Source organism: Phytohabitans sp. LZ39 (assembly GCF_059359075.1).
In genome coordinates, this window is record NZ_JCADBM010000029.1 from 1 (window position 1) to 25,740 (window position 25,740).

The 25,740-nt window shown below is 67.7% G+C and carries 17 protein-coding genes and 1 pseudogene; 4 read left to right on the plus strand and 14 right to left on the minus strand.

The window, feature by feature from the left end; genetic code table 11:
• Positions 1-373: 373 nt before the first annotated feature.
• On the minus strand, positions 374-718 hold the full coding sequence (locus tag AC5L36_RS38990) for a DoxX family protein (protein ID WP_441223719.1): 345 nt from the start codon (positions 716-718) through the stop codon (positions 374-376).
• Positions 719-769: 51 nt separating this feature from the next.
• Here AC5L36_RS38990 and AC5L36_RS38995 point away from each other — a divergent pair, with 51 nt between their 5' ends.
• On the plus strand, positions 770-1,360 hold the full coding sequence (locus AC5L36_RS38995; RefSeq protein WP_441223720.1) for a TetR/AcrR family transcriptional regulator: 591 nt from the start codon (positions 770-772) through the stop codon (positions 1,358-1,360).
• Between the two features lie 58 nt (positions 1,361-1,418).
• Here the strand turns inward: AC5L36_RS38995 and AC5L36_RS39000 are convergent, their stop codons facing one another.
• The 8 genes and pseudogenes from AC5L36_RS39000 to AC5L36_RS39035 form a co-directional block, all read right to left on the minus strand.
• Complete coding sequence (locus AC5L36_RS39000; protein WP_441223821.1) at positions 1,419-2,324, minus strand: non-reducing end alpha-L-arabinofuranosidase family hydrolase; 906 nt, start codon at positions 2,322-2,324, stop codon at positions 1,419-1,421.
• Positions 2,325-2,456: 132 nt separating this feature from the next.
• Positions 2,457-3,503, minus strand: a complete 1,047-nt coding sequence (locus tag AC5L36_RS39005) for a glycoside hydrolase family 53 protein (RefSeq protein WP_441223822.1) — start codon at positions 3,501-3,503, stop codon at positions 2,457-2,459.
• Between the two features lie 42 nt (positions 3,504-3,545).
• Positions 3,546-3,956 (minus strand): annotated as a pseudogene (locus tag AC5L36_RS39010) (CBM35 domain-containing protein); the annotation flags it as partial.
• Between the two features lie 90 nt (positions 3,957-4,046).
• Positions 4,047-6,317: a rhamnogalacturonan lyase family protein gene (locus AC5L36_RS39015; RefSeq protein ID WP_441223721.1), complete on the minus strand. Its 2,271-nt coding sequence runs from the start codon at positions 6,315-6,317 to the stop codon at positions 4,047-4,049.
• A gap of 182 nt (positions 6,318-6,499) precedes the next feature.
• Positions 6,500-7,744, minus strand: a complete 1,245-nt coding sequence (locus AC5L36_RS39020; RefSeq protein WP_441223722.1) for a cellulose binding domain-containing protein — start codon at positions 7,742-7,744, stop codon at positions 6,500-6,502.
• Positions 7,745-8,090: 346 nt separating this feature from the next.
• Positions 8,091-8,984 carry a carbohydrate ABC transporter permease gene (locus AC5L36_RS39025; RefSeq protein ID WP_441223723.1) on the minus strand — a complete coding sequence of 298 codons (894 nt, stop codon included), beginning with the start codon at positions 8,982-8,984 and terminating at the stop codon, positions 8,091-8,093.
• Entirely contained in the window at positions 8,981-9,928 is a 948-nt protein-coding gene (locus AC5L36_RS39030; protein WP_441223724.1) for a carbohydrate ABC transporter permease, read from the minus strand. The genes AC5L36_RS39025 and AC5L36_RS39030 overlap by 4 nt, the downstream gene beginning before the upstream one ends.
• Before the next feature lie 8 nt (positions 9,929-9,936).
• Positions 9,937-11,292 (minus strand): ABC transporter substrate-binding protein, encoded by a 1,356-nt coding sequence (locus AC5L36_RS39035; RefSeq protein ID WP_441223725.1) that lies wholly within the window; start codon positions 11,290-11,292, stop codon positions 9,937-9,939.
• A gap of 161 nt (positions 11,293-11,453) precedes the next feature.
• Here AC5L36_RS39035 and AC5L36_RS39040 point away from each other — a divergent pair, with 161 nt between their 5' ends.
• Positions 11,454-13,445 (plus strand): beta-galactosidase, encoded by a 1,992-nt coding sequence (locus AC5L36_RS39040; RefSeq protein WP_441223726.1) that lies wholly within the window; start codon positions 11,454-11,456, stop codon positions 13,443-13,445.
• A 254-nt stretch (positions 13,446-13,699) separates the two neighbouring features.
• Here AC5L36_RS39040 and AC5L36_RS39045 read toward each other — a convergent pair whose 3' ends face one another.
• Positions 13,700-15,859 (minus strand): carbohydrate-binding protein, encoded by a 2,160-nt coding sequence (locus tag AC5L36_RS39045; RefSeq protein WP_441223727.1) that lies wholly within the window; start codon positions 15,857-15,859, stop codon positions 13,700-13,702.
• 216 nt (positions 15,860-16,075) lie between these two features.
• Here AC5L36_RS39045 and AC5L36_RS39050 point away from each other — a divergent pair, with 216 nt between their 5' ends.
• Positions 16,076-17,995: a glycosyl hydrolase 53 family protein gene (locus AC5L36_RS39050; protein ID WP_441223728.1), complete on the plus strand. Its 1,920-nt coding sequence runs from the start codon at positions 16,076-16,078 to the stop codon at positions 17,993-17,995.
• Positions 17,996-18,090: 95 nt separating this feature from the next.
• Here AC5L36_RS39050 and AC5L36_RS39055 read toward each other — a convergent pair whose 3' ends face one another.
• The 4 genes from AC5L36_RS39055 to AC5L36_RS39070 all read right to left on the minus strand — a co-directional run bounded on the left by AC5L36_RS39055 (position 18,091) and on the right by AC5L36_RS39070 (position 23,768).
• Positions 18,091-19,125, minus strand: coding sequence for a PaaX family transcriptional regulator (locus AC5L36_RS39055; protein WP_441223729.1), 1,035 nt, complete (start codon positions 19,123-19,125; stop codon positions 18,091-18,093).
• Between the two features lie 107 nt (positions 19,126-19,232).
• A complete protein-coding gene (locus tag AC5L36_RS39060) occupies positions 19,233-20,963 on the minus strand; it encodes a right-handed parallel beta-helix repeat-containing protein (protein WP_441223730.1) in 1,731 nt (576 codons plus the stop codon).
• Between the two features lie 16 nt (positions 20,964-20,979).
• On the minus strand, positions 20,980-22,356 hold the full coding sequence (locus tag AC5L36_RS39065) for a cellulase family glycosylhydrolase (protein ID WP_441223731.1): 1,377 nt from the start codon (positions 22,354-22,356) through the stop codon (positions 20,980-20,982).
• Between the two features lie 140 nt (positions 22,357-22,496).
• The gene (locus AC5L36_RS39070; RefSeq protein ID WP_441223732.1) at positions 22,497-23,768 is read right to left on the minus strand and encodes a carbohydrate-binding protein; all 1,272 of its coding nucleotides are present in this window, start codon (positions 23,766-23,768) and stop codon (positions 22,497-22,499) included.
• A gap of 648 nt (positions 23,769-24,416) precedes the next feature.
• On the opposite strand from AC5L36_RS39070, the gene AC5L36_RS39075 reads away from it, so the two are divergent.
• Entirely contained in the window at positions 24,417-25,724 is a 1,308-nt protein-coding gene (locus AC5L36_RS39075) for a BNR repeat-containing protein (RefSeq protein WP_441223733.1), read from the plus strand.
• The last annotated feature ends 16 nt before the right edge of the window (positions 25,725-25,740 follow it).

The following is a 25,740-nucleotide window of genomic DNA, read 5'->3' on the forward strand; positions in this document are numbered from 1 at the left end:
GCAGTCGAACACGATGTGGATGTCGGGAATCATGCGCTCGACCGTAGTCCGGACCGCGGAAGACCGCGGTCCTGCGGGATGGCACGGGGGCGGTGAGGTGCCCTCGGGCCTTCCTGGTCGTGGGCGGTTCGGGTTCGTAGGCGCTGGTTGACCGGGGTGTGGAACCCGTTTGCGTCGCGGTACCGCTCAACCCAGGAGTAGATCGTCCGCCGCGACGTCCGTACCTGGCCGCCACCGCGGTCACCGCCTGCCCGGACAACGCATCCATCACCGCCCGGTAGCGATGCTCAACCCGCCACGACGGCTTCGAATCCTCACTGACAGCCCCAACAGTCACGGGCAACTGCCCGAGATCTTTCCGGCCGGCCCACCGCTAGACCGTGAACAGGACGAGCGTGACCAGCACCAGCAGGAGGTAGACGGCCGGCATGTAAGCGTTGGCGGCGTCGCGGGCGCGCACGTGGGCCCCGATCGCGAGCACGAAATAGGCCACCAGCGCCGCCGCGGACGCGATGCCCACGGGGCGCCACCACAGGCCGGCGACCAGTGCGGCCGCACCGGCCAGAAGCAGCGCGGCGAGTAGGTTCAGCCTTTCTTCCGGAACGCCCACCCGCGTGTACGTCGCGACGACCTCGGGGCGGTGGCTCAGCTTGCGGAGCGCCGTGAACACCAGCAGGGCGGCGAGCAGCAGGGAGACCGCGGCCGTGGCGACGGACATGGGCGTGTCCTTCCGGGAGCACGAATCTATACGCTTGTACAATTTAACCCCATGAGCCCGCAGCGCAGCAACCGCGCCCAGCTGATCGAGGGGACGCTCCGCTGCCTGGAGCGCCTCCCGCCGGAGCGGGTCACCGCGCGGGCGATCGCGGACGAGTCAGGCGCCAACCTCGCCTCGATCACCTACCACTTCGGGTCGAAGGACGAGCTCGTCACCGAGGCGGTCGTCGCGGGGCTCGACCGGTGGCTGGCCGAGATCGGGCGGCGCCTGGACGGGGTGGTGCCTGTGGAGAACCCCGGGTCGGCGGTCGAGCGCCTTCGCGCGGCGACGGCGGTGGTCGAGGAGACCCGGCGGGAGCACGAGGGGCTGGCCCGCACCTTCCTCGCGGCGATGGCCAAGGCGCTGCACGACGAGCGGATCCAGGCGCTGCTGGCGGAGGGCTTCCGGCGTAGCCGGCAAGAGGTCGCCCGGGTGCTCGGTCTCGGGCCGGACCCGGTCGGCCGGGATGCGGGCGGGCTGGCACTGGCCCTCTTCGACGGCCTGCTCTTCCAGGCGCTCCTCGATCCCGGCCTCGCGATCGAGGGGGAGCGGATGGCCCGCGCTCAGGCGCGCCTGCGCCGCGTCATGCCGTCGGAGGAGTGAACGCGGCGACCGGGGCGGCAAGGCTGCGGGTGGCGGTTGCCCAGCCCTGTCGCGGGCATCAGTGCGACGCCGAGGCCGGCGGCCACGAAGCCCTGCGCGGTCGCCTAGTCGTCGCTTTCCACCGCGACGCGCGGCGTGAACCCGCCGCCACACCCACCTCACACCATCTCGCGGCACGGGCCGGCGGGGCCCTCCCGACGCGCGCTGAGCGGTGCCGCGCCACGAACCGTGACACCCGATCGGCGGCAGATCCCGCGCATACGATCTTGCAGAAATCGGCGACCGAGCGCGTCCGCAACACCGCTGCTCGGCGGGCTTCGCAGCATGAGAGAGTGTGCTGGATCTTGTCAGGGCGTTGGCTGTCGGTCTCTGCTCCGCCAGCCACCAGTGCCCGTTCCACAATGTTCTGATCGATGCCGCTGCGGATCATTTCCCCGTCGCTGTAGTCGTTGGTCCAGTCGGTGCCGGTGTGGGTGACGTTGTTGTGGCGGGCGAACGGGTTTTCCTTCGTGTCGGCCAGCGGGGTCCAGGGTCCGGAGGCGCTGGGTGCCTTCCAGGATCGGAACATCCGGCGCCCTTCGCCGATGGCCTCGACCAGCAGCAGGTACTCGTTCGCGGCGCCCAGTCGGTACACGTTGGCGCCCTCGAACAGCCAGAACTTGTTGGTGTCCTGCATGGCGATGATCGGGGTGGAGAAGCCGTTCGGGAAGGTCGCCACCGTGGTCTGTGCGCGGTACAGCTGCCCGTTGTCGTCGGAGGAGTACATGTGGCAGTTCACGGTGTCGCAGATGATCCAGAAGTCCAGCCACTGGCCGCTGCCCATGTTGTCCAGCACGATCTGCGGCGTGCTCGAGTAAAACCGCGTCGGCGCGCTCCACGCTCGTACCGCGTCGCCTGCGCGTGCGCGCTCGGTGCGAGCGCCACACCGGCGGCGGCCAGCACCGCCACCACCGGTATGACCGATAGCCTCAGCAACCGACTCATGAGGACTCGTTCACAAAGGCATCGGTGTAGCGAAGAGGTCATGGCGCCGAGCGCGAGCAGGTCGCGCCGGAGGCGCTCGGCGCCGCGGGTAAGGCCGTCCCCAGTCACGTCGTCAGGGGAGCCACCGGATGTTGGGGTTGAGGCGACCGTTCCGGTCGAAGACGGCCATGTTGTCCCACTCGTTGCCGGAGTTGTTGATGTCGGCCGGATTCCAGCCGTTGCCGGGCACGGCGTACCAGGTGGGCTCCCAGTAGAAGACGCCGATGGCGCCGGCGTTGCGGGCGGTGTTCTGTACCGCGGCGAAGTTGGCCTGCTGCCCCGTCTGTGAAACCGCGTAGCCGGAGCAGCCGCTGGTCACGACGTTGGCGGTGCCGTCGGCATTTGCGGTCGTGTACGGGTAGGCGGTCTCGGCGATGATGACCGGCTTGCCGTACCGGGAGCGCATGTCGGAGACGACACTGGCCATATTGGACAAGCTGCCGTGCCACATGCAGTAGTACGACAGGGCGGTGATGTCCCATTGGACGCCCTGGGAGCGGATGCCGTCGTAGAACCAGCGGGCACCGCTTTCCACCCGGGCGGTGTGGATGATCACCTGGGTGCCGCTGTTGCACGCCTTGGTGGCGTTGTAACCCGCCTTCAGCAACAACCCGAGGTTGGTGAAGTTGTTGTTGACCACGCGGCCGTCTTCCCAGAGCATGCCGGTGTTGATTTCGTTGCCGATCTGCACGCTGTCCGGCGTGGTGCCCTGCGCCTTCAGGCTGTTGCACACGTCGTAGGTGTAGTTGTAGACGTCGGTCGGCAGCTGGCTGATCCCGTGGCTGGCCCAGGCGGCCGGCTTGAACTGCTTGCCAGGGTCGGCCCAGGTGTCCGAGTAGTGGAAGTCGACCATCAGCTTCAGGCCCTTGGCCTTCACCGTCCGGGCGTACTGTAGGACCTTGTCCTTGTTGTTGTAGCCGCTGCGCGGGTTGTTCCAGATCCGCAGCCGCACGTAGTTGACGCCGACGCTCTTGAGGATGTCCAGCGGGTCACCCTGGGTGCCGTCGGCGTAGGAGAACCTGGCGCCCAGGTCGGCGGCGCGCCGCAGGGTGGAGACGTCCGCGCCCTGCATGATCGGGCTGCCTCCGGTGTCATCGGTCACGACGTCAAGGTAATCGATATTGCCGAGCCCGCCGGCGGTCGTCGCGGCGAGCCGCACGGTGTTGCTGCCCGCGTTCAGCTGGACGGTGATGCTCCTGGTCGCCCAGCTGGTCCAAGCGCCGGTGACCTCGAACCCGAAGCCGGACTGCACCACCGTCCCGTTGACGCTGACGTCCGCCGGCCGGTTCGCGGTGCTGCCGTTGGCGTACCGGATGTCCAGCCTCGCGGTGCCCGCGGCCGGCACGTTCGCGGTGAACTGGACGGCGGCACCGGCGGCGTTGGTCGTGTCACAGAAACCGCTACCGGAGAAGCCGGAATGGTTGGAGGCGACAGAGCCGCCGCACGTGGCGGGTGCGGACTCCGCCTCGTACCGAGTTGTCGCGGCATGCGCGGGGATCGCGACGATGGCGGCGATGCCGGACAGAGTCGTCGCCGCCACCATGATTGCCGAAGCCTTCGAAAACCACTTCATCGATGATTCCGAGCTGTGCCCATGGCTGGATCCGTTCTAGGGGACCCCTTGGGGCGCGCCGGCCCAGCGGCCGGCGCGCCCTAAAAGGAGTCAGCGGACGTGGATGTTCGGTTGTGGCGGGTTGGTCATGCCGTTGCCGAGGAAGAAGCTCGGGTGCGGCGGCTGGTTGTAGGTGGTGTTCTGCCAGGCGATCGCGACGCGGTACTGGGCGTCGTGCAACAGGGTGTAGATGCGCCGGTCGGTCTGGGTGGGGGTGGAGTAGATGCGCAGTGCGTTGTTGTCGTCACGCGGAAGGATGATCTCTTCGCGCCAGTCGCCGAACAGGTCACCCGACAGCGACGGAGTGGATTTGGTGCCGTTGATGGAGTGGGCGCCGGAACCGGTCATGAGGCGGGTGTCGCCGCCGGTGCCGTACTTGTCGACGTAGTTGCCGTTGAGCAGTTCCCGTACCGGGTCGCCGTCCCACCAGGCGAGGAAGTTGTTGCTGCTCGGGTTGCGACCCACCGAGCCACCGGAGGCGTTGAACAGGTTGCCAAGTCCGGTCCCGCTGCCCCAGAATTCGCCGCCGGCGTTGCCGGCGTGGATGTCACCGGCCACACCACGGGCCGGGCCCTCACAGTTGCAGGTGTTGTTCTTCTGCATGATGACCGCGCCGGTGTTCGCATCCCGCAGGGTCGCCGCCGGGCTTTGGGCCGCCTCGTGGATCATCCAGATTTCCTGGCCGGTCCGGCTGGGCACGAAGTCACTGACGTGCAGCGCGTCACCGTGGCCGTAGAAGCTGGTGGAGTGGCGGCCGGTGCCGTTGGAGTTGATGACCATAGCACCGAAGACGATCTCGTCGGTGCCGTTGCGGTCGACGTCGGCGATCGACAGCGAGTGCGCCCCCTTGCCGGCCCACTGGCTACCGGCGGTGCGGGAGTCGAACTTCCACCGCAGTGACAGTTGACCGTTGCGGAAGTCGTAGGCCGCGATCGCGGTCCTCTCGTAGACGCCGCGGCTCATGATGACAGTGGGACGCTGACCGTCGAGGTAGGCGGTCCCGGCCAGGAACCGGTTACCGCGGTTGCCCTTGGTGTCGCCCCAGTCGGCGATGTTGCCCCGGACCGGTTCGAAGGTCACCGTCGAGCGCACCGCACCGGTGAGCCCGTCGAACATCGTCAAGAACTCCGGTCCGGCGTTGACATGCCCGGTCGAGTTGCGGTGCACGGCGCTGGCGTTACCGATCACCTGACCGGTCCCGGAGCGGGTCCCGTCGGAGGTCCGCACCGCCATCTCGGCCCGGCCGTCGCCGTCGTAGTCGTACACCTGGAACTGGGTGTAGTGCGCCCCGGCTCGGATGTTGGGACCCATGTCGATGCGCCACAGCCGGGTGCCGTTGAGCCGGTACGCGTCGATGTAGACGTTGCTGGTGACCCCATCCTGAGCAGGATCCTTCTGGTTGGAAGGGTCCCACTTGAGGAAGATCTCGTACTGGCCGTCGCCGTCCGCGTCACCGACGCTCGCGTCACCGGCGGTGTAGCTGCTGCCCGGACGGGAGATCGGCACGTCGAGGTAGTTGCCGCCGGCGAACCGCAGCGACGCCTCCGACGCCGCCTGCTCGACGCCGTCCACGACCGCGCGGACCGTGTACGACGCGTCCGCCGCCGCGCCGGAGTCGAGGTAGTTGGTGGAGTTGGTGATCGGCGACGAGTTCACCTTCGTCGAACCGCGGTACACGTTGAAGCCGGTGTTCGCGGCCTCGGTGCCGAGCAGTCGCCAGGAGACCAGGTTGCCGCTGCCGGAGCGGACGCTGACCAGCCCGCGGTTGAGGTCCTCCATCTGCTTGCCCGATCCGGGCGCCGGCGAACTGGGCGGTGGCGACGTGGGTGGCGTGCCACCGACCTCGAAGTCGACGTAGTCGATGTTGGCGAGGCCGTTGGCCGTGGTCGGGCTGAGCCGGATCGTATTGCTGCCGGCGTTCACCGATACGGTCAGCGTCGTGGTGGCCCAGGTCGTCCACGCGCCGGTGCCGTTGAACGCGGCACCCGACTGCGCGACCGCGCCGTTGACCACCACGTCCGCCGGACGGTTGCTGGTCGTGCCGTTGGCGTACCGCACCGCTACGGTGGCCTCCCCGGCGGCGGATGCGGTCACCGTGAACTGCGCCGCCGCGCCGACCGCGTTGTTGGCGTTGCAGAATCCACTGCCGGAGTAGCCGGTGTGGTTGGACTCGATGACACCGTCGCATGTGGAGGGTGCGGTTTCCGCCTCGTAGCGGGTCGCCGCCGCGGAAGCCACCGCGGCGGTGAGCACCCCTGCGCCCGCCACCGCTATCGCCGCGCCGGCGGACAGCAACGCGACGCGCTGTCTGCGTGAAAACATGATGATCTCCAGAGTGAGATGATGGCGATGCCCATCACGGGCTGGTGCGGGTGGGTGTCGGGGTGGCCGGCGTCCCGCCGCCGCCGATGAAGCCGAACGTCGTCGATCCCGACGTCCGCGCCGTTGACGGACGGCCGCGGCTTGCGCCGGCGGCGCCGAGGCTGCGTTGGCGCGGTTCCTTGCTACGGCGTGGTCGCGGTCAACGAGGGAGTCGACGGCGAGCCCGTGCCGACGAACCCGAAGGTGGTCGAGGCGTTGGCGGCCAGCGATCCGTTGTACGAGGTGTTGCGAACCGTTACCGCCGAGCCGCTGGCGTTCAACGTGCCGTTCCAGAGCTGGCTGATGCTCTGGCCGCTGGCGAGGCTCCACTGGACGGTCCAGCCGCTGATCGGTGAGCTGCCCGCCGCCACGGTCACCTCGGCCTGGTAGCCGCCCTGCCAGCTGTTGACGGTCCGGTAGGTGGCGCTGACCGCCCCGCCGGGTGCCGAGGTCGTCGGGGGCGGTGTCGTCGGGGGTGCCGTGGTCGCCGGTGCTGAGGTCGGTGGCGTGCCCAGGTTGGCTTCCCATCGGGTGTTGGAGCCGGCCGCGTCCGATGGGAGGCGGTCCCGGGCGGCGGTGTCGCCGTACATGCTCCAACGTGCCCAGTCCACGACCGTGGCCGGGAAACGGCTGTCACTCCAGAAACTGGTGTGACTGCCGCCGACGAAGGTCAGGAACGCCTTCGGCGCCGGCATCTCGGTGTACGCCTGCCGAGCCGAGGAATACTGCGTGGTCGAGTCCCGGTCGCCGTGGACGAACAGGACCTTGGCCGAGACCGAGCTGGCGGGGTTGCCCATGTCCACACAGGACTGTGGGTTGGCGGAGACGATCCGGCTGTCCGGCCAGGAGGTCAGCAGGCCGTGGGTGGTCATACCGCCCAGCGAGTGACCCGACACACCCACACCGATACCGGTGTTGATGTGCCCGGCCAGCGGCCCACTCCCATTCAACGCCAACGTCCGGGTCAGGATCTCTGAGACATCTTTGGAGGTGTTGCCGTTGTTGACATCACCGAAGTTGTGCTGGAAGTGCGGGGCCGGCACGACGAACCCCGCCGCCGCCAACGCCCGGATGACGAACAGCGAGTTCTGCGGGCTGCTGCCATAGCCGTGGGTGAAGTTGTAAACCGGAAACACCCCCGCCGCGACCGGCGCGTTGGTGACCGGGTTGCCGCCGGGGGTGCCGGTGGCCGGGTAGTAGACGTAGGTCGTGCACGGGCGGCTGCCCCGCGTCCAGTCGTACCGGCGCACGCCCACCGCGAACGGTGTGACCGGCGCGGTATCCAGGGCGGCAGCCGAGGCGTTCGCCTGCCAGCTACCCAGCACGGCCGCGCCTCCCACCGCCACCACACCCCCAGCACCCGCCTTCAGAAACGTCCGTCGTCGCATCAACACAATGACTCCTTCGTGGGATTTACAGATACCTCAGCCGACCCCGCCCCTCCATCCGCCGCACGCAGCAGATCAAAGGCACACCAACAGCTGGCACGGAAAACGGCCCAACCGCTCAACGCGCCCTCGTCCTGGTGCCCTGCCAGAACGCGCTGTGAGCGCTCCCATTCAGATATATCAAAGAGTGTCACTGTCGGACAGCTACTTGTCAATCGACGGATGTCAGCGCCCATTGCCAGCTGACGGAAGGCCGATCGCGGCCGTCGACCTGCCCGAACGACGTCACTGGGCGTGGTCGACCCCCGGGCGACGAAGACGTCGACCGGTATCGGCGCGTCGTGAGTTATCCCTTCACACCGGAGCCGAGGACGCCGCGGATGAAGTAGCGCTGCGCGAACAGGAAGATGACCAGGACGGGTACCACGTAGAGCGTGGCGGCGGCCGCCTGGAGCGTGGTGTCGGGGTTGCCGTGCGGGTCGCGGTAGAACGCCGAGATGGCCACGGACAGCGTGGTGTGGTCGGGGTCGAGGAAGAGGGCGGGGGCGATGTAGTCGCCCCAGATCCAGGTGAACGAGAGCAGGAACGAGGTCACCAGCACGGGTCGGGACAGCGGCAGGAAGATCTGTACGAAGATCCGGCCGTATCCGCAGCCGTCGATGATGGCCGCGTCCTCCAGCTCGGCGGGGATGGCGGCGAAGAACTGGCGGAACAGGAAGACAAGGTAGGGCGAGGCGGCCAGGCCCCACAGCACCCACGGCCAGTACGTGTTGACCAGCCCGACCCGGGCGAACAGCACATAGGTGGGGATCAGGGTGAGGATCTGCGGCAGCATCATGGTGGAGAGCAGCACCACGAACAGCGGACGCTTGCCCCGCCCGCGCAGCCGCGCGAAACCGAAGCCGACGGCCGCGCTGGAGAACGTCACCAGCACCGCGTACAGGAACGACAGGAAGAGCGAGTTCCCGAGGTACGCCGTAAAGTTGATCTCGGTGAGCGCCTGCGTGAAGTTTCCCCACTGCGGAGTCTCCGGCAGGATCTTCGCCGGGATCGCGACCCACTCCGTCTTGGTCTTCAACGCGGCGAGCACCAGCCAGGCGAACGGCCCGGCGAACAGCACCGCCAGCGTCATCAGCAGCAGGTAGGTACCCGCCGCGTTGGCCCTGCGCCGGGGTCGCCGCGCCGGCGTCGACGAGGCCGGCTTGATCGCCGGGCGTGCGGGGTCACGGACCATCGTCATCGTTCGGCCTCGCTGTCCACCTGGTAGTGCACCCACAGCCGGCTGGACCGCAGCACCACGAGGGTGATAGCCAGGATGACCACGAAGAACACCCAAAGCATGGCGGAGCCGTAGCCGTAGCGGTTGTTGAGAAAGAACTCCTCGTAGACCTGCACCATGTACAGGTGGGTGCTCTGCGGCACCAGGGCCACCGAGCCGACCTGGTTGGCCTCGGCGAGCAGCAGCGGCTGGATGATGATCTGGAATGACGCGATGATGCCGGTGACCACCTGGAAGAAGATGACCGGCGAGATCATCGGCACGGTGACGTGGCGAAACACGTGCCAGCGGCTGGCGCCGTCGACGACCGCCGCCTCCTCCAGCTCGACCGGCACACCCTGGAGAGCGGCGAGCATGATGACCATGCCGCCGCCCAGTCCCCACAGGGTGAGGATGATCAGCGCGTAGAACGCGTACGGGTCGACCAACCAGGCGGTCGGCCCCACGCTGACCTTCTCGAGTATCGCGTTGAGGATGCCGGCGTCCCGGTTGAAGATCAGCTTCCACATGATCGCCATGGCGACCACCGGCACCACCGAGGGCAGGAAGAAAATCGTCCGGAACAGGCCGACCGCCTTCAGCCGCCGGTTGAGCAGCACGGCCAGGCCCAGCCCGCCGGCCACCATCAGCGGCACCGTGATCGCCGTGTACGCCAGCGTGCGGACCATGCTGGAGATGACGTCGGCGTCGCGTACCAGCTCGGTGTAGTTGCGCAGGCCGACCCAACGCCACCGGCTGTTGCGGCCGTTGAAGTTGGTGAAGCTGACCAGCAGCGCGTACCCGAGCGGCAACGCGGTGAGCAGCGCGAAACCGAGGACCCAGGGCGAGACGAACAGGTAGAAGGTCCGGCTGGGGTACCGCGACCAGCGGCGCTGCCGCCCGCGTCCCGCCCTCTCCGCTTCCATGGCGACCACTATCTGATCTGGTCCTTGCCCAGCTTGAGCAGTTTGTTGATCTCGTCGGTGATCGCCTTGCAGGCGGCGTCGACGGTGATCTCCTTCTTGATGGCGCGGGTGATGTGCTTGTCGAGCACGGGCAACCAGCCGCCCCCCGTTATGTATGGCGAGTCCGGCAGTTGCCCGGCGTACTCCAGCTCGGCCTGCGTGGTCTGGTAGGCCTGCTTCTGGTATGGCAGCTCCTGCGGCAGCAGCGACAGCTGCGATTTCAGGCTCGGCAAGCCCCAGCCACTCTTGGCCCGCTCCTCCGACGGTGGCCCGGCCATGAAGTACTCCATGAGCTTCCAGGCCTCGTCCTTGTTCCCGGCCTTGGCCGGGATCATGGCGCCCCAACCGACGTACGTGGGACTGATCCGCTTGTCGCCCATCACCGGCGCCGGCGCCATCGCCACGCTGTTCTTGACCTCCTCGGACTCCTTGACGAAGTTGCCGCCGTACCAGTAGCCGTCCTGGGTGATCGCCATCCGCTTGGCCAAGAACAGCGACAGGTCGGCGCCGTCCGGGGCCGGGTCGAGGGTGGTCGGCCCGACGCCCGCCTGCCCGAAGTCGACGTACCACTGGATGGCCCGCCTGGCCTCCGGCGTGGTCATGTCGGTCTCGGTCAGGTCGGCGTTGTAAACCTGGCCGCCCTGCTGGAGGATCATCATGAAGATCGGTGAGGACAGTCCCCACGCCCACTCCACGCCGAGGCCGTAGACCTGGGTCTTGCCGCCGCTCTTCTTGGTCAGCTTCTTCGCGATCTCCAGCAGCTCGTCGTACGAGATGGGCTCGGTGGTGCTCAGCGGCGGGATCTTGGCCTGCTCGAATAGCGCCCGGTTGTACCAGAGCGTGGCGTCCTGGCTCCAGTCCTTGGTGATGCCGTAGTACGGACCCTGGCCGGTGCGCGTGCCGTCCCAGCGGAAGCTCTCGTTGACCGCCATCAGGCTGTCTTTTGTGAGCACCGTGCTCTTGTCCAGGTACGGGTCGAGCGCGGTGGTCAAGCCCTGGGCGTTGTTGGCGGCGCTGCCCACCGCCGGCGCGCGGACGAAGTCCGGTGGCTCGTTGGACGCCAGCATCGCGTTGAGCCGCGTCTCGTCGAACTCGATGAAGCTGATCTTGATGCCAGGGTGCTTCGCCTCGAAGTCGGCGATGTGCTCTTTGGTCAGCTCGTTGTTCTTGTACATGACGGTGAGCGTCACGGTCTTGCCGTCACCGGACGAATCACGGCCCGAGCTGGCGTCACACGCGCCGAGCAGCGGCACACCGAAGGCGCCGCCCGCGGCGAGCGCCGAACCGGTGAGGAAGCGGCGCCGGCTGATGTCTCTATCGAGCATGGAGCTCTCCTCCGTTAACCCGGCGGAAATCACTTGTGAGCGCTCACAGTGTTCGCCCCACCTGCCGGGTGTGTCAAGACCCACACCTGCCGGTCTCGTAACTGTTGAGTGTTGTGTCATGATGACGGACATCTCTGTGGGCGCTCACAATCTGGAGGCCTATGAACGGCGGCACGCGGGCCCTGCCCCGCCTCGGGAAAATCGGGTACGGCGGCGACTACACCCCCGAGCAGTGGCCCGAGGCGGTCTGGCACGAGGACGTGCGGCTCATGCGCGAGGCGGGCGTCAACCAGGTGAGCGTTGGGATCTTCGCGTGGGCGCTGCTGGAGCCCGCCCCCGGCGATTACGACTTCGGCTGGCTGGACCGGGTCATCGCGATGCTGCACGACGCCGGCATCGCGGTCAACCTCGCCACCCCTACGGCCGCGCCGCCCGCGTGGTTCTTCCAGCGCCACCCGCAGGCCCGCCAGGTCACCCGGGAAGGGCACGTACTCGGCGGCGGCGCCCGGCACGCGTTCTGCCCCAGCTCACCGGCTTACCGGAAGGCGGCCGCCGGAATCACCGCACAACTGGCCCGCCGCTACGGCGACCACCCCGCCCTGGCGCTGTGGCACGCGCACAACGAGTACGGTTGGGCCAACTCGGCCTGCTACTGCGAGGCCTCGGCATCAGCGTTTCGTGAGTGGCTGCGCCTGCGTTACGGCACGCTCGATGAGCTCAACGCGGCGTGGGGCACCAGCTTCTGGGGCCAGCGGTACGGTGACTGGACCGAGATCGACCCGCCTCGGCTCGCGCCGCCTGGTGTCAACCCGACCCAGCAGCTCGACTTCCTTCGTTTCTCCTCCGACGAGTACCTGGCGTGCTTCCGCGACGAGCGCGACGTGCTGCACCGGCTCGCGCCAGGCGTACCTGTGACGACCAACTTCATGGCGCCCAACTGCAAGTGGATGGACTACTGGCGGTGGGCGGCCGAGGTGGACGTCATCTCCAACGACCACTACCTGCAAGCCGAGCGGACCGACAACCACATCGAGCTCGCCATGGCCGCCGACCTCACGCGGTCGCTGGCCGGCGGCCGGCCCTGGCTGCTCATGGAGCACTCCACCGGCGCGGTCAACTGGCAGCCCCGCAACATCGCCAAGGCCCCCGGCGAGATGCGCCGCAACAGCTTCGCCCACATCGCCCGCGGCGCCGACTCCGCGCTCTTCTTCCAATGGCGCGCCTCCCGCTTCGGCGCGGAGAAGTTCCACTCCGCCATGCTGCCGCACGCCGGCACCAGCAGCCGGATGTGGCGCGACGTCGCGCGGCTGGGGGCGGATCTGTCCAACATGGACGAGTTGGTCGGCACCAGGGTCGTCCCCGATCTCGCCGTCGTCTGGGACTGGGAGGCGTGGTGGGCGCTCGAGCTGGAGTGGCGCCCCTCGGTCGACCTCGGCTACCTAGACCGGCTGTCCGCCTACTACGACCGCGCCTGGCGGGCCCACCGCACCGTCGACTTCGTCCATCCCGAAGGCGACCTGTCCAGGTACCCGATGGTGCTGGTGCCCAGCCTGTACCTGATGTCGTCGGCCGCGGCCGCCAATCTGGCCGCCTACGTCCGGGACGGCGGGACGCTGGTCGTTTCCTACTTCTCCGGCATCGTCGACGAGACCGATACCGTGCACCCCGGCGGCTATCCGGGCGCTCTGCGCGACCTGCTCGGCCTGTCTGTCGAGGAGTTCCTGCCGTTGCGGGCCGGTTCCCGCGTGCGGCTGGACGGTGACCTGACCGCGGATGTCTGGACCGAGCGGCTGGTCCTCGCCGGGGCCGAATCGGTGCGGCGGTACCTGGACGGCCCGGCCGCCGGCGAACCCGCCATCACCCGGCACCGCTGCGGCGAAGGCACCGCCTGGTATGTCTCCACCCGCCTGAACGGCCGCGATCTCGACGCCGTGCTGACCGAGGCCGGGCTGGTCCCCCACGCCGGGCTGCCGGACGGCCTGGAGCTGGTCCGCCGGGTCGGCGACTCCGCGAGCTATCTCATCGCCATCAACCACAGCGACCGCGACGCGGAGCTGGCCGCCTCCGGCAAGGAGCTCATCACCGGCGCCCCGTGCCACGGGACGCTACCGGTACCCGCGGGAGACGTCCGCGTCCTGCGCACTACTTCGTGAGCTCGGGACCCGCGCGCAGAACGCGCGCGGGGCCCGATGAGGACAACTCCTAAAGGGTGGGCAGGATCGGCCGGATGGTGCCGTCGGGTGTTGAACTCCATGCGGTCGATGGTGGTTTCGCGGTTGGTGCCGTTGCGGCCGGTTCCCGCTAGCCAGCCCCCGTGATCCGGCTGCCAAAGAGTTGCCAGCGCATCCGCGGCACCGCTAGCCCGGATCAGCGGTGCCGCGGACGCGCCGGCCTTACCAGGGGTAGGTCAGGCGGAGCCGACGTTGAGGTGGTCGATGTTCGGCAGTCCGTCGGCAACGGTTGGACTCAGCTGGATGGTGTTGCTGCCGGCGTTGAGCGAGACGGTCAGGCTCTTCGTGGACCATGTCGTCCACCCGCCGGTGTTCTCGAACGAGACGGTCGCGACGGTCGAACCGTTGACGATCAGATTCGCCGTCCGCGCCGCGCTGCCACCGTTGGCGAACCGCACTCCCAGCGTCGTGGTACCGGCCGCCGCCGCGTTCGCGGTGAACTGCGCGTACGAGCCTACGGCGTTGCTGGCGTTGCAGAATCCGGTGCCAGTGAAGCCAGCATGATTGGAATCGATCGTGCCCTGACACACCGCTGGCGCGGTCTCCGCCTCATACCGCTGCCCCACCGGCGGCGGGTCGTCGCCGGACGTCTTGACCAGTGCGAGGTCGTCGACGGTGAGGGTTCCGCCGCTGGTTCGGACGTTGACGGTGGCGGCGCCAGCGGCCAGCTGGAACTCCGCGGAGTCGCGCCGGGTCCAGCCGCTGGATGACGGGATGCTCAGCGTGCGCGTGGCGCCGGTGGCGTCGGTGACCGACAACTGTGCGCCGCTGACCGAGCCAGCGGTTTTGGCGTACGTGGACAGCTTGTAGGTGCCGGCCGGCACGGTGATCTGTTGCCGGACGCCGGCCGATCCGGAGCCGAGCTGGAGCGCGAAGCGGCTGCCGTTCGCGCCAGGGCTGACGTTGGTCACGCCCCCGCCGGTGTTGGTCCAGCCCCGCACCTGGGAGACGACGATGCGGTCGGCCTGAATGTTCGGGTTCAGGATGTAGTTGTTCGCCGGACCGACCCGCCACTCCCCGGTCGTGACGTTGAACTGCCACTGGGTCATCGAGTGGAACTGGGGCCGCGCGCCGGTCCTGGTGATCGGCACCCACTGGTTGTAGCCGATACCGTTCCACGCGAAGTCCGCCCACCGGTCACCGGCGTAGATCACCGTGTTCTGCTTGGTGCCCTTGACCGTCACGAAGAACCCGGTCTGGGTCACGTGGCTGTAGTCCATCTCAGTGCCGGCGAGGACGTACTCACCCGAGTAACCGCTCTGCACGCTGCTCGACTCGATCACGTAGTTGACTGAAGTGTTCCAGCCGTGCAGGTCCGAGGCCGCGTGGTAGTACTTTCCGTCGAGCTTGAACATGGCGTTGCCCTCACGCCCAGAAGAGTTTTGGCCGATCTGCGCTCCCGGCTCGAGCCGCAGCGAGTCGGACTCCCTGAACTTGCTGACAAACGCGCGAGAACGTCCTTCGCGGTTGGAGAAGATCAGGTAGTCCTTGCCGTCGTCATCGGTGAACACGGTCTGGTCCCCGGTGCCCGTCGTCGGCGAGTTGGTGATCTGGGTCTGGAAGTAGGCGTAGTCGAAGGTGTCGGTGGGCGAGTCGCCCTGTAGGAACAGAACCCCGTGCCCGCCTCCGACATAGGCCTGGGTGGCGAGCACGTACTTGCCGGTGTTCTCGTTGTACGAGACGCCGAGCCGCCCAACCCACCCTGCCTGACCAAGGGTGGCGCCGTTGTTGATCGGGGTCGAGCGCGTCGCGACACGGTTCTCGAACTTCCAGTTCACCAGATCCCTCGAGGAGTACACGGGGATCGAGACGAAGGAGACCTGGTTGTCGTACTTCTGGGTCGGGTTGGCCCGGTAGCTCTCAGCGCCCAGGTAGTGCACGCCGTACCAGTAGTAGGTGTCGCCGAACTTGAAGACGCCCCCGCCTTGCGAATAGATGGGGCTGCCGCTGGTGTCGTTCCAGAAGGTGTTGTTCGTGATGGTCTGGAAGGTGCCCTCGTCGGCCGCCTCCAACTCGCCGGCTGCGCTCATGAGCGCCGTCTTCGCGGCGGCGACTTCCGGCGCGGTCGCCGACGCGTCAGCGGCGACATCGGTTGCGGTCTCCAACGCCTTGGCGAAGGGCGCCCAGGAGTCGCCGGTGTACCTGCTCGCGGAGCGGGTTTTGTAGTCCGCGACCAGACTCCCCAGGCCCCCCGCCTGCTCTGCCAAGACCGCCTCGCCGCTGGTCGTGGTCGCCGCCGCGGCGAAGCCACCGCCAGCCGCCACCGACACGAACAGCAGTGCCGCGGCGGCGGCTAGGCCCGCCCGTTTCAGTGTCTTGCGGGTGGAACGGATCATGACGCTGCCTTTCACTGTCGTCGCTCTGTGTGCCGGTCGCCGCGCGTAGTGCGCTACGACGTGGACACGGCGAGCGAGGGAGTCGACGCGGGTTCTGTGAGCGCTCCCACACAAATGTTTCAAGAAGTGTTACGGTCGGACGCACACTTGTCAATCGATAGGCCTCGACGTGCAGCATGGTTCTGAAGCCAGAGCCCGCACGGGTTAGGAGAAGGTATGGGGGTCAGGAACCCCGCTCGCACAGCCGTGGCGGTGACCGCACTCGCGGCGCTGGTGAGCGCGGGGATGCTTGCGGCGCCCACCCCGGCGCACGCCGTCTTCGGCACCGCTGACATCAAGCCCATCGAAAGCAACATCGCCGCCAAGTTCTGGGCCTCGGCGACGGCCAGCAGCGGCGCGTCCACCGCTCGCCTGGCCACCGACGGCGACCCGGCGACGTCGTGGTATGCGGACAGCCCCGGCGCCCACCAGCGGCTGACGGTCGACCTTGGCGGCGCCTACGACAACCTGCGCAAGGTCAGGGTGGTCTTCCCGGACCGTGGCGCGGTGTACCGGTACGTCGTCGATGCCTCGTCCGACGCTCGCCGGTGGCAGACGATCGCCGACCATTCCCGCAACCGAACCGTCTCGCGGGGGGCGGTGCACCTGTTCACCCGGCCGGATACGCGCTTCGTGCGGCTCACGATCACCGGCGCGTCCCGGCACGCCAAGGTCGGCGTCAGCGAGCTCCAGGTCTTCAACTATCTACGCAGCGACCTCACCCTCGGTGCCGACCTGTCCTGGGTGGACGACTTCCAGACCCGGCAGTACTGGGTCGACCCCTTGGCCGCCAACCGGGGGGCCGGGCCCCACCTGCTCGACGTGGCCAAGGATCGAGGCATGGAGTACGCCCGGCTGCGGATCTTCAACGAGCCAAGAGACGAGACCACCGGCCAACTAACGCCGATCCCACGCCAGGGCCCGGAGCGGTCCCTGGAGTCAGCCCAATGGATCAAGGAACGAGACATGGGCCTCGGCATCGACTTCCACTACGCGGACTCCTGGGCGGACCCGAGCAAGCAACCCAAACCCCGCGCCTGGGCCGAACTGGAATTCGACGAGCTCACCGAGGCTGTGTACGACTTCACCGCCGACTACCTGCGCCGGCTGATCCGGCAGGGCACCAGACCGGAGAAGGTCGCCGTCGGTAACGAGATCATCAACGGCTTCATGTACGGCAGCGAGGCGGCCCTCATCGGCACCACCAACCCGCCGTACTTCACCAACGAGGCCGACATCTACCAGTCCGAGCCCGGCGGTGGCCTGCTGTGGCGGTACTGGGGATCGACCGACCCGGCCGAACAGCAGCTGTACGACCAAGCGTGGGACCGGTTCACCACCCTGGCCGCATCCGGGATCGAGGCCGTCCGTGACGCGTCCCCGAAATCCAAGGTCGAAATCCACGTGATCGTCGACAGGAACCGGCTCCCCAAGACCATGGAGTTCTGGCACCAGTTCCTCACCCGGGTCAAGGCAAAGGGCCAAAACCCCGACGTGCTGGCCATCTCCTACTACCCGGAGTGGCACGGCACACCCGAGGCGCTGGACCTCAACCTGCACACGATGGCGACCACCTACCCCGACTACGAGATCGACGTCGCCGAGACCTCCTACCCCGCCTCCGGCGGGGACGGCTCACCGCTGCCCAACTCGCCCTTCCCGCGCACCATCCAAGGCCAGGCGGACGCGATCCAGCGGGTCTTCCAGGCCGCCAACGACGTGGTCAACAACCAGGGCAGCGCAGTGCTGGTCTGGGAACCGGCGGGATGGCAGACGATGTTCCGGGCCGTGCCCGAGCTGCCCAATACCTGGGAGCCACACGCGTCCATCAACGTGTTCAACGCCAGCCGGGCCAAGCACATCCGGGAAGACACCGTCTACACCGCCACCAGGATCGGCGAGGTTCCGGCGCTGCCCACCGCAATCCGCGTACTCACCACCGCGCGGGATACCGTCACCACCGTCCCCGTCCGATGGCAGGCGCTGCCGGCCGGCGCGACCGACGCACCAGGTGAGGTGCTCGTCACCGGTATGACCAGGTTCGGTGCCGTAACGGCGGTCATCGACGTCGTCGAGCGTCCCGGGGCGCTTTCCTGACACCCGACTCTGTAACGGACTGTAAACGATCGGGCCGCCGCGTCACTGGGCGCGGCGGCCCACTCTGCTGGCCGGGGAGATTTCCCGGGTCCGCGTCAGCGGCGGGCCGAGCCGTGGCGAACCCCGGCGGCCATGTGCGCGACCGTGTGTGCCTGGATGTCGGGCCAGGGCCCGTCCGCGACACGGGCAACCACCGCGCGGATGTGGTCCTGCGCCGGTTCGAGCAGCCCGTCGTAGATCGCGACGAACACTGCCCGGGCACGTCTGCGTGGCCAGTCAGGCGGCATGAGGGCAACCGGCAGCATCGGGTCGAGCACCGGAAAGCGTCGGTAGACATCCATCACCTCGGTGCGGGTCCGGACCGCTGCCGCACCGGTCACCTCGCCGGCAGCTATCCGCGGGAGCAGCGGGCTCCACCGATCGATGAACGTGTCGTACTCTTTCGCGATGCCCGGCAGGTCCCAGGCCTCAACCGGACTGCGGTCAGCCTCCGCTCGCAGCTCCAGATGCTGCGCGCGAAACACCGTCAAAGAGCCGCGCGCCGCAGCCGCCAATTCCGCTCGCCCTGCCGGCGGCAACGGATCCGGCGAGATCCATACCCCGTCGTACAACGGGGCGTAACCGTTCCAACGCAAGTGATCCCGTAGTGCACGCCGTCGCGTGCTCTCCTGCTCCGGCATGGAGAAGACCACGACCGTCCACGAACCGTCCCAGGATTCGGCGTCCGCGCCGACAGCGCCGATGGCGGTGCCGCCTTTCGCTAGATCGCTGGCGGCGTCCTCGGTCAGGCGGTACGAGCTGTGACGCCCCTGCCGGCTGCCCTCCAGGATCCCCCGACGGGCCAGCCTGCTGATGGCCGTGCGGGCGGCGCCACTGGTAACCCCGAACTCACCCAGCAACGCCACGATCGCCGCCGAAGGCAACCAGGCCCGGGTACGCACGGTGTAGTCAGCGATGAGCGTAACCGCCACGCCCTGGGCCGAGCTGCCCGACTGTCGGCGCCGCCGCCGCGGCGATCCAGCGGCGACCTCGGGAAAGACCTCCTCGATATCAAACGGGCGTACCACTGCGCGCTCCCGATGCCGGTGGGTTGCAACGTTGCACCGACTGTAACGGGTGCTGCGGTCCATGCTGGGTGCCGGCACCGGGGGCGCGCCATTAACGATCGATCAGTTCGGACCGAGGACTCCACAGGCTTCGTCCAGCAACATGTCGAAGCTCAGGCCGCCGTGGCCTTTCAACCGGTGGTGTCGAGGTAGTCGAGGTTGGGCAGTCCGGCTGACGTGGTCGGCTCCAGCCGGATGGTGTTGCTGCCGGCGCCAAGCGAGACGGTTGCGGTCTTGGTGACCCATGCCGTCCACGCGCCTGTGGTTTCGAACGAGACCGTCCCGACCGTGGTCCCGTTGACGATGACGTTCGCCGGTCGCGCGGCACCGCCGCTGGCGCCGTTGGCGAACCGGATTCCCAGCGTCGCCGTGCCGGCCGCGGACGCGTTCACCGTGAACTGGGCGTAGGCGCCGACCGCGGCGTTGCCGTTGCAGAAGCCGCTGCCGGAATAGCCGGCTTGATTGGCATCGATCGTGCCTTGGCACACCGCCGGCGGGGTCTCCGCCTCGTACCGCGTCGACGGTGGCGGTGTGTCACCGGATTCGAAGGCGCCAAGGTCCGGTGCCGCCCCGGTGTACCGCATGCCGACGTTGGTGCCCTTGTCGATGAGAGTGCTGTTCGCCGCGAGGCGGAGGTGGGGCAGCACGGGCAGGCTGCCGTCGGCCTGGCGGGGCGCGTCCCAGCCGGACGTCGACACACTCTGGAACTGGGCATCCGACAGGGTGATGCCCAGATCCCAGGAGTTGTAGGCGGAGCTGGTACCGCTCATGTTCGAGGTGAGCGTGCCGGTGTAGGCGACGTTGTTGCGCAGGTTGCCCCGGCCGACCGCGCCGCCGCTCGAGTTGATGCCGAGCATGTTGAAGTCGGGGTGGTTTCCGTAGCTGGTGTTGTTGAAGTAGTCGTTGGCCACCGGGTGGTGGTTGGAATAGAAGCCGGCCGCCTTGTTGAGGAACGCCACCGAGAAGCGGACGGTGTGCTTGACCGCGCCGGCGTCGTACTCGGCGCCGAAGCCTCCGACCTTGAACCCGGCGCCGTTGCCCGACGGCGTCGACGTCCCCGGCACGTACCCGTTGCGCCAGGCCCACGAGTGCTCGATCGTTACGGGCGAGTAGGTGGAGATGAGGTCGTAGCCGTCGTCGGCGTTCCACCAGGCGCGCGATCCGCGGAACACGTTCGCCGGACGGCCTGCCGGTGTGTAGTGCGAGCCGAACCCGTCGGCGTTTTCGCCGGGTCCGTCGCTGCTGCGCGGGTCGTAGTTGTCGTGTGAATCCGTGTTGAGGACGAGGTTGCCGCCTCCACCGTTGACGAACAGGCCGGTTCCCATGTGGTGGTGGGTGTTGATCTGCTCGAAGATGTTGTTGCTGCCCGAGATCCAGAGCCCCCAGGACTCGGCGTTCAGGTTGTTGTTCTGCGGCACGCCGGTGACTTCCAGCCCTTTGAGGTGGATCCAACTGCCGGTGACGTTGAAGCCCTTGATCCGGCAGTTGTCCGTCATGCGTGAGAAGTTGAAGATCGGCTTCTCGCCCGGGTACGCCCAGTAGCGGATCGGGTTGCCGGAGCTGCCGCTCTTGTTCAGGCTGATCGCGTCCACTCTGGCTGTCTGGCTCGCGCAGGCGCTGTTGGCGCGGGTGTACGCGTAGGTGCCGCCCCGGAAATAAACCGTGTCGCCCGCTTGGGCGGCGGTCTGCGCACGGGCGATGGACGCCCACGGGGCAGCCTGCGAGCCTGCCGCGCTGTCACTGCCGTTCGGGGCTACGTAATAGGTCTGCACGGCCGCGGCCGTGCTGACCGTCGCCGAGACCGCGACGACCGCGAAAGGCCCTATCGTGAGTGCCGCGATCAGTGCACCTGCGCGTCTCATCATCCACTCCAGACGGTCAGACGTTGAGGAACAGGTCCAGGTAGTCGAGGTTCGGCAGGCCGTTGGCAGTGGTCGGATTCAGCCGGATCGTGTTGCTGCCCGCCTGCACCGGCACCATTACGGTCTTCGTGGTCCAGCCGGTCCAGGACCCCGTACTGTCGAACGACACGCCCTGCGCCATCGACCCGTTCACGACCAGGTCCGCCGGCCGCGCTCCGGTCGTGCCGTTGGCGAACCGGATCCCTAACGTGGCCGTACCCGCACTTGACGCTTCGATCGTGAACTGAGCGAACGCCCCCGTCGTGTTGTCACCGTTACAGAACCCGGTGCCCGAGTAACCCGACCAGTTCGAGTCGATGGAGCCCGTACACACTGCCGGGGCACTCTCCGCCTCGTGCCGAGGTGTCGTCGGACCGTCGGAGCCCCAGCCGTGCTTGAGGCGATCGGCGCCGGTGGAGTTGCGGATGCTCACGCTCAGGTTGGTGCCGCTGCCGTGGAGCGCGAACATGGAGTACCAGTCGTAGTTCTGGCCGGCGGTGATCTTGCCGCCGAGCGCGGGCCAGTAGACCGCACCCATGCGGAGTTCCCGCAGGGAGTCGGTGTCCGCGCGGAGGTACCGGACGAAGTTGTCGGTGCTGTTCGCGTTGTTGTAGTTGAGGCCGGTATCCATCGGCGCACCGAACTCGGTCAGGATCGCACGCGAGGCGCAGTTGCCCAGCCGCTCCCGGAAGCTCTGGACCCATCCGGCGTAGTCCTTCGTCCCATAGAAGAACGCGTAGTGGTGGTACGACAGCAGCGTGCCGTTGAGGCGGCTGTCGGCGCAGACCGGCCTGATGTCCTGGCTGTAGCCGGTGCCGCCGACGAGGATCCGGCTTTTCGGGATCGACGGGCGAGCGTTGATCCACGAGACGGCGAGGTTGGTCCACTCGGAGGCGCTGTAGCCGTGGGGTTCGTTCATCGGCTCGAAATAGACCAGGCTGTTGGGGCCATACTGGGTAGTCACGGTGTTCCACATCGAGTTGAAGGCGGCCGTGTTGGTGATCCTGCCGGCGGACGCCGCTCCGTCCTCCCAGTACGCGAGGATGACTTTGAATCCTTTGGCGGTCGCGGCGTCGATGGTCCCCCGATAGGCGTTCCACCACGACGAACTGACGGTGTGGGTGTTGACCGGCAACCGGACGGTGTTGACGCCGAGTTGGCTCGCGAACCCGCTGTAGACGGCGTCCGCCTTGGCCCGGACGGTCGCGTAGCTGTCCGATTGGCTCAGCCCGTCGAGGACGAGGGGGACCTTCTTGAAGTTGTCGCCCGGCACGGCCCAGTTCACGCCCCGGAACTGGCTGGTGTCCGCGCTTGCCGGTGAGGCGCTGGCAACGACGACGGCGGCCGGCAACACGGCCAGTGCGCTCAGAACGCTAGCCAGAACGCGGCGGCGGGAACGGGGGCGAGCCGGTGAGGGACTGTCGGTACGGCTGGGTGGCATGACGTTGCCCTATCTCATGGATGTTGTGCTGATGAGTGGCGACAGGCGCCGGCCTATCGAACGTCGATGTAGTCGACGTTCGGCAATCCGGCCGCCGTGGTGGGAACGAGCCGGACCGTGTTGCTGCCGGCGTTCACCGCGGCGGTCAGGGTCTTGGTGGACCATGCCGTCCAGGTGCCGGTGCTCTCGAAGGACACCGTCGCCACCGTGGATCCATTGACGACCAGGTTCGCCGGACGCGCGCCGCCGGCGCCGTTGGCGAACCGGACTGCGAGCGTGGCCGTGCCCGCCGCTGCCGCGTTGACCGTGAGTTCGGAGTAGGCGCCGAGCGCGTTGGTGCCATTGCAGAACCCGCTGCCGGAGTAGCCGGTGTGGTTGGAATCGATCGTGCCCTGGCACACCGCCGGCGAGTTTTCCGCCTCGTACCGCTGCCCCGCAGGCGGGATGCCCAGGTTGGCTTCCCATCTGGTGTTGGAGCCGGCCGCGTCGGACGGGAGGCGGTCCCGGGCGGCGGTGTCGCCGTACATGCTCCAGCGCGCCCAGTCCACGACCGTGGCCGGGAACCGGCTGTCACTCCAGAAACTGGTGTGGCTGCCACCCACGAAGGTCAGGAACGCCTTGGGCGCGGGCATCTCCGAGTACGCCTGCCGGGCCGAGGAGTACTGCGTGAGGTCGTCCCGGTCGCCGTGGACGAACAGCACCTTGGCCGCAACCGAGCTGGCCGGGTTGCCCATGTCTGTGCACGACTGCGGGTTGGCCGAAACGATCCGGCTGTCCGGCCAGGAGGTCAGCAGCCCGTGCGTGGTCATACCACCCAGGGAGTGACCCGACACGCCCACACCGATGCTGGTGTTGATGTGCCCGGCCAGCGGTCCGCTGCTGTTGAGGGCCAGGGTCCGGGTGATGATTTCCGAGACGTCTCTGGAGGTGTTGCCGTTGTTGACATCGCCGAAGTTGTGCTGGAAGTGCGGGGCCGGCACGACGAACCCCGCCGCCGCCAGTGCCCGGATGATGAACAGCGAGTTCTGCGGGCTGCTGTCGTAGCCATGGGTGAAGTTGTAGACAGGGAAGACTCCGGCCGCGACGGGGGCGTCGGTGACGGGGTTGCCGCCGGGGGTGCCGGTGGCCGGGTAGTAGACATACGTGGTACACGGGCGGCTGCCCCGCGTCCAGTTGTACCGGCGTACGCCCACCCTGAACGGCGTGGTCGGCGCGGGATCCAAGGCGGCAGCCGAGGCGTTCGCCTGCCAGTTACCCAGCACGGCCGCACCTCCCACGGCCACCGCACCCGCAGCGCCCGCCTTGAGAAACGTCCGTCGTCGCATCGACACAATGACTCCTTCGTGGGGTTTATAGGTAGTTCGGCAGGCCTGCCGCTTCGGGCCGCCGGCGCAGCGGATCGGGCCCGCCAACGTCCGGCTGGCGACGGCCTCGCGCCACCCGTGCTCCGATACTGTGAGCGCTCACATTCATATGTGTCAACGAATGTTACCGCCGGACATCGAATTGTCAACTGATCCACGTCAGCCATGGCCGCCGGGCAGCCGTCACGGCCGTCACCCGGTTTGACGGCGCGACGCGCGAGACCGCCGCAGGCCGCGTGGTCGCACACCAAGGCTCAGCGCAGCACCCAGTCATCCATTCGGTCGATGTCTATCGATTGACAGTTAGCTGTTCGGCCGGAACACTGTCTGATACGGCGCGGGCCTGGGAGCGCTCACAGGGACCTGACCGAGCGGCCACACCCCCTGGCGCGCACTGGACCGTCATCTCGACGTTCTCCGGCGGCCATGCCGCCACCCAGGCGTAAGGAACCCGCAATGATCGGATCTCGAACGCGTGCAACCCGAAGAGCCCTGACCGCGTCCATCCTCGTGGCGGGGCTTGCTATCCCGGTCACCGTCGCAACGGCAAGCAGCGCCCAGACGGCCGCGGCGGCGGTCAGCGCAGCCGCGGGGCCGACGGTGACGCGGGTGGCGGACACCGAGCTCGACCCGCGGGCGCTGTACTTCGTGTCGTACGACGGCCTCGTGAACAACGCCTCCTACCAGCAGGACGGCATCCTCACCTTCGGCGGCTACCAGTACGCGGCGTGGTACACAGCCAGCCGCCGAGTCGTGATCGCGCGCCGGCAGCTCCCGAGCGGGGCGTGGCAAACACTTCAACTGCCCCACTCGTTGACGACCAACGACTCGCACAACTCCATCTCGCTTGGGGTGTCGCCGTCGGACGGCCGGTTGCACGTGGCGATGGACACCCACGACAGCCGGGTCTTCTACGTCAAGTCCGAGGCCGGCCTCCTGACCGACGCCGGCTCCCGCAGCTGGGTGGCCACCACGTTCGGACCAGTACAGCGCACGCTCGACGGCCTGGAGCTAGGCTCCATCACCTACCCCCAGTTCGCCATCACCCCGGAACGCCGGCTGCAACTCAGCTACCGCACCGGCAGCTCGGGCAACGGCACAAACGAACTGGTCGAGTACGACGGCTCCACCTGGCGCCGCCTTGGCCGGTGGTCGTCGGCCACGGGCAACTGGAGCCAGCACGGCGCGACCAGTACGCGCCGCAACATGTACCTGCACGGCCTCACGTACGGGCCGAACGGCCGGCTCCACGCCGCCTTCACCTGGCGGGAGCAGAACGCCGCGGTCATGTGCAACCGCGGTGGACTCAGCAACCACGACACAGGCTATGTCTACAGCGACGACCGTGGCCGAACCTGGCGCAACAACGCCGGCCAACAGGTCGGCACCACCAACGGCACCCTCGTTTCGGTCACCTCCCCCGGGCACGTCGTCGACGCGCTGAACGCCGACCACGCACTGATCAACCAGGAGAGCCAGACCGTCGACTCCACCGGTCAGCCGCACGTGGTCATCAGCTACGTGCCCGGCCGATTCACCCAGTGCGTCAACAACTTCACCAGCCAGCGGCGCTCGAGCGCGCGCGCGTTCCACCTCGTCCGCAACGCGCAGGGCACCTGGCGCAAGATCGAGATTCCGGTGGCGTTGAACGCCTTTGGCCGCTCCCAGATCGTCCTCGACAGCGCCGACAACGCCTACGTGGTCCTGCCCTACGGACGCATCGTCACCGCCAGCAAAGCCAGCGGCTGGACCGATTGGACGCTCCGATTCGACGGGTCCGGCCTGAACGCCTTCGGCGAGGTCGTCGTCGACCGCTCCCGGATGGCCACCGACGGGGTGCTGTCCATCCTGTACCAGCGGCGGTCGAGCGGCACCACACCCTCGTCAATTCGAGTCGTCGACTTCAGGCTCGACTGATGTCGACAGAATCTGT

Coding starts and splice junctions, on each gene's coding strand:
- AC5L36_RS38990 (WP_441223719.1), bottom strand. CDS start 718: ATGTCCGTCGCCACGGCCGCGGTCTCCCTGCTGCTCGCCGCCCTGCTG.
- AC5L36_RS38995 (WP_441223720.1), top strand. CDS start 770: ATGAGCCCGCAGCGCAGCAACCGCGCCCAGCTGATCGAGGGGACGCTC.
- AC5L36_RS39015 (WP_441223721.1), bottom strand. CDS start 6,317: ATGTTTTCACGCAGACAGCGCGTCGCGTTGCTGTCCGCCGGCGCGGCG.
- AC5L36_RS39020 (WP_441223722.1), bottom strand. CDS start 7,744: ATGCGACGACGGACGTTTCTGAAGGCGGGTGCTGGGGGTGTGGTGGCG.
- AC5L36_RS39025 (WP_441223723.1), bottom strand. CDS start 8,984: ATGACGATGGTCCGTGACCCCGCACGCCCGGCGATCAAGCCGGCCTCG.
- AC5L36_RS39030 (WP_441223724.1), bottom strand. CDS start 9,928: ATGGAAGCGGAGAGGGCGGGACGCGGGCGGCAGCGCCGCTGGTCGCGG.
- AC5L36_RS39035 (WP_441223725.1), bottom strand. CDS start 11,292: ATGCTCGATAGAGACATCAGCCGGCGCCGCTTCCTCACCGGTTCGGCG.
- AC5L36_RS39040 (WP_441223726.1), top strand. CDS start 11,454: ATGAACGGCGGCACGCGGGCCCTGCCCCGCCTCGGGAAAATCGGGTAC.
- AC5L36_RS39045 (WP_441223727.1), bottom strand. CDS start 15,859: ATGATCCGTTCCACCCGCAAGACACTGAAACGGGCGGGCCTAGCCGCC.
- AC5L36_RS39050 (WP_441223728.1), top strand. CDS start 16,076: ATGGGGGTCAGGAACCCCGCTCGCACAGCCGTGGCGGTGACCGCACTC.
- AC5L36_RS39055 (WP_441223729.1), bottom strand. CDS start 19,125: ATGGACCGCAGCACCCGTTACAGTCGGTGCAACGTTGCAACCCACCGG.
- AC5L36_RS39060 (WP_441223730.1), bottom strand. CDS start 20,963: ATGAGACGCGCAGGTGCACTGATCGCGGCACTCACGATAGGGCCTTTC.
- AC5L36_RS39070 (WP_441223732.1), bottom strand. CDS start 23,768: ATGCGACGACGGACGTTTCTCAAGGCGGGCGCTGCGGGTGCGGTGGCC.